The following is a 3,758-nucleotide window of genomic DNA, read 5'->3' on the forward strand; positions in this document are numbered from 1 at the left end:
CCGAAGCGCTGGCGGGTGTTTCCGGGGAAGGTTTGAGCGACCCCGCCGGCCGTCCGGTGCTCGCCGACCCCCACCCCTGTCCCCTCCCCCGAAGAATGGGGAGGGAGACCCTCACACCGACATCGGAGCAAGCGTCTCCCTCCCCCTGTTGAGGGGGAGGGGACAGGGGTGGGGGTCAGCTGGCACCGGCATGTCGGAGTCGGTTAGCCCTTCCAGCGCCGCCCCGTCGCCGTCACCATCCAGATGCCCAAACTCACCAGCACCAGTGCCGCAAGGTTCTTCCATTGCAGCACGTTCTCGCCGAGGAACAGGCCCGAGAGCAGCACGCCGAAGATCGGGATGGCGCAGTTGAAGATCGCGACCGACCCGACTGGATTGTGCTTCATCAACACGCTCCACAGCGTGAACGCCGCCGCCGACAGCGCCGCGAGATAGGCGAGGAGCACCACATCCGGCCAGTCGAACGCCGCAAAGTGCCCGCCGCCGATCAGCCCGACAAGGGTCAGCACGGCCCCGCCCAGCAGCAGCTGCCAGCCGGTCATCACCGTGGGATCCATGTCGGCGCTGAGGCGCTTGCCATAGATGGCGCCGACCGAGAACAGCAACGCGGCGATGACGATGAAACCCTCGCCGAGGAGGCTCAAATTCAGGTCGAATCCGATGGCCGCGAGATTGACCACGATCACCCCGGCAAAGCCGAGCAGGCACCCGAGGATGCGGCGAGCGGTCAGCTTGTCGTTGGCATAGAGCAGGTGCGCCAGCAGCACCGAAAAGAACGTGCTGGTCGAGGTGGTGATCGACACCTTGACGCCGGTCGAGTGCGCGAGGCCGATGTAATAGAACAGATACTGCCCCGCCGTGGAGACGAGGCCGAGCAGCGCCAGCTCGCCGAACCTTTGCCGCTTCTGCACCAGCGGCTTGCCGGTCGCCGCCCCATAGGCCAGCAGCATCAGCCCGGCGAGGACGAACCGGATCCCCGCGAACAGCAGCAGCGAGGGCGTGTCGGTGGGCACGATACCGAGCAGCCCATAGCCGATCTTCACCGCCGGAACCGCGCTCCCCCACAAGAAGCAGCAGAGCAGCGCCGTGGCAATGACGACGCGGCGATCGGCGAAGGGCGAGGTGGCTGGCACGCGGCGTTTGTGGGTGAATTCGGGGAGGCGGGCAAGGCTGTTCTTGCGGCCCGGGACGGCCCCCACGAGGGGGCGAGGTGAAGAAGCGTGCTTGGGCTCGATAGTGCCACGTACTGGATGCGCACCTCCCCCTTCATGGGGGAGGCCGGGAGGGGCCCGTCCCGGCTGCCCGCTGCTACGCCGCCTTGGCAAATTCCTCCCGCGCCTCGCGGATCGCCGGATGATTGGCCAAGGCCCAGTCGACCAGTGCCGCAAGCGGCACGAGGAAGCTCCGCCCCATCGGGCTCAAGCGGTATTCGACGCTGGGGGGCGTGGTGGGAAACACCTCGCGCTCGATCATCCCATCGGCCTGCAGGTCGCGCAGCGTCTGGGTCAGCATGCGCTGCGAAATGTCGCCGATCTCGCGCTTCAGCTCGCCGAAGCGGAACGGCCGCCGGGCGAGCGCGGTGATGATGAGCACGCTCCACTTGTCGGCCAGCTGGTCGAGCACGTTGCGGACCGGGCACTGCGCAGGATCGGGATAGTCCTTCATTCGTTCCAGCGGCGGCGTCAGGGCGTTGGGTTTCAGAGTGGTCATGGGTGGTTCCCCCGAGGTAACCAATGGCGGCAAAGCTGCCGTCTTGCGCGGTTTACCGTGGTTACTCATGTATACGTAGTCTCGAAAAGAGACAACCAATCGGAGACTCCACCATGACCACACACCCCACTCTTTTCGTCAGCGGCGCCGGCGGCAAGCTCGGCCGCAAGGTCGTCGAGCTGCTGCTCGAACGCGGCTACGAGGGCAGGATCATCGCCGGCTCGCGCCAGCCGGAAGCGCTGGGTTTTGCGGGTGTCGAAAGCCGCAAGGCCGACTTTGCCGATCCGGCGGGCCTCACGGCGGCGCTCGAGGGGGTCGACCGGTTCCTGCTGATTTCCACCGACACGCTTGGGGAGGTGCGCCAGAAGCTCCACGCCAATGCGGTCGCCGCGGCCCAGGCGGCCGGCGTCAAGCATATCGCCTACACCTCGATGCCCTACCCGGAGCCGGGCATAATCGTGCCGATGGCGCCCGATCACTATGCGACCGAGCAGGCGATCAAGGCGAGCGGGCTCGAATACACCATCCTCAGGATGAGCTGGTACGCCGAAAACCTGCTGCAGGCGCTGCCGCCTGTCCTGGGCAGCGGCAAGTGGTTCACCTCGGCCGGCGAGGGACGGCTCTCGCATGTGCCGCGCGCGGACACCGCACGGGCCGCCGCCGGTGCCCTGCTTTCGGATCATGTGGGCAGCCGGGTGCTCACCGTCACCGGCACGGCGGCGCTGACGCAGCGCGAGATCGCCGCGATCGCTACCGAGCTCACCGGCAAGCCAATCGAAGTCGTCGACGTCACCGACGAAGAGCTGACCGCCGGCCTGCAGCAGGTGGGCCTCCCCGCCGGCGTCGCGCAGTTGTTGACCACGTTCGACGTCCTCCACCGCGAGGGCGGGCTGAGCATGGTCACCAATGCGGTCGAGGTGCTGTGGGGCAGCAAGCCGCAAAGCGTGCGGGAGTTTCTCGCGGCCAACAAGGCGGCGCTGGGGGCTTAGCCGCCAATGCCAGGGCGTGTGGCCACCCCCACCCTCATTCCCTCCCCACAAGGGGGAGGGAGGCGACAGCTGCACGATCTCAGTTCTTGCGTCTCCCTCCCCCTTGTGGGGAGGGATCAAGGGTGGGGGTGAGGAGCCACCGGCCTCACCCAAACACCACCGTCTTCTTGCCGTTCAGCATCACCCGGTTCTCGAGGTGCAGCTTCACCGCCCTCGCCAGCACCCGGCTCTCGATATCCCGCCCGGCGGCAATCAGGTCGTCGGGGCTCATGGCGTGCGTCACCCGCGCCGTCTCCTGCTCGATGATCGGACCCTCGTCCAGCTCCGGCGTCACGTAGTGCGCCGTGGCGCCGATCAGCTTCACCCCGCGCTCATGCGCCTGGTGATAGGGCTTGGCGCCCTTGAAGCTGGGCAGGAACGAGTGGTGGATGTTGATGATCTGGCCATAGAGCCGGGTCGCGAACTTGTCCGAGAGGATCTGCATATAGCGCGCCAGCACCACGAGATCGGCGCCGCTCTCCTTGAACAGCGCAATCACCTGCTCCTCCTGCGCCGCCTTGTTGTCCTTGCCGACCGGCAGCAGGTGGTAGGGGATGCCCTCGTAGTCCGCGGTCTTGCGACTGTCCTCGTGGTTGGAAACGATCGCCGCCACCTCGGCATCGAGCCAGCCGACGCGGATCTGGTAGAGCAGGTGCAGGAGGGTGTGGTCGAACTTCGAAACCATCACCACGATCTTCTTCTTTTTCGCCTCGTCGACCAGCGTTGTCCGCATGCCGAAGCGCTCGACCGCCGGCTTCAGCGCCCGCTCGATGCCGTCCCGATCCACCCCGTCGGGCGCCGCGAAGGCGAGCCGCATGAAGAACTGCCCGGTCTCGCGGTCCCAGAACTGGTTGGACTCGGCGATATTGGCGCCAAGCCCCGCCAGCTCCGTCGTCACCGCAGCAACGATCCCCGGCCGATCGGCACAGGAGAGGGTGAGAACGAAATTGGACGGCATGGCAGAGGCTCCGGAGAAGGTCGCGGAGGTATTCACGTGGGCGGGCGGTGGGTCAAGGGGGC

Annotated in this window: 4 protein-coding genes; 1 reads left to right on the forward strand and 3 read right to left on the reverse strand. The window is 66.7% G+C overall.

The genetic code is table 11. The annotated features are described in order from the left end of the window. Positions 1-203 precede the first annotated feature (203 nt). Positions 204-1,133, reverse strand: coding sequence for a DMT family transporter (locus JWQ89_RS09355; RefSeq protein WP_299640374.1), 930 nt, complete (start codon positions 1,131-1,133; stop codon positions 204-206). A 175-nt stretch (positions 1,134-1,308) separates the two neighbouring features. Beyond that, complete coding sequence (locus tag JWQ89_RS09360) at positions 1,309-1,665, reverse strand: helix-turn-helix domain-containing protein (protein WP_299640377.1); 357 nt, start codon at positions 1,663-1,665, stop codon at positions 1,309-1,311. A gap of 158 nt (positions 1,666-1,823) precedes the next feature. Here JWQ89_RS09360 and JWQ89_RS09365 point away from each other — a divergent pair, with 158 nt between their 5' ends. Beyond that, positions 1,824-2,699: an SDR family oxidoreductase gene (locus tag JWQ89_RS09365; RefSeq protein ID WP_299640375.1), complete on the forward strand. Its 876-nt coding sequence runs from the start codon at positions 1,824-1,826 to the stop codon at positions 2,697-2,699. Between the two features lie 145 nt (positions 2,700-2,844). Here the strand turns inward: JWQ89_RS09365 and purU are convergent, their stop codons facing one another. Beyond that, a complete protein-coding gene (purU, locus tag JWQ89_RS09370) occupies positions 2,845-3,696 on the reverse strand; it encodes a formyltetrahydrofolate deformylase (protein ID WP_299640379.1) in 852 nt (283 codons plus the stop codon). Positions 3,697-3,758 lie beyond the last annotated feature (62 nt).

It is taken from the genome of Devosia sp., from assembly GCF_028290645.1.
In the GTDB taxonomy this organism is placed as follows: domain Bacteria; phylum Pseudomonadota; class Alphaproteobacteria; order Rhizobiales; family Devosiaceae; genus Devosia_A.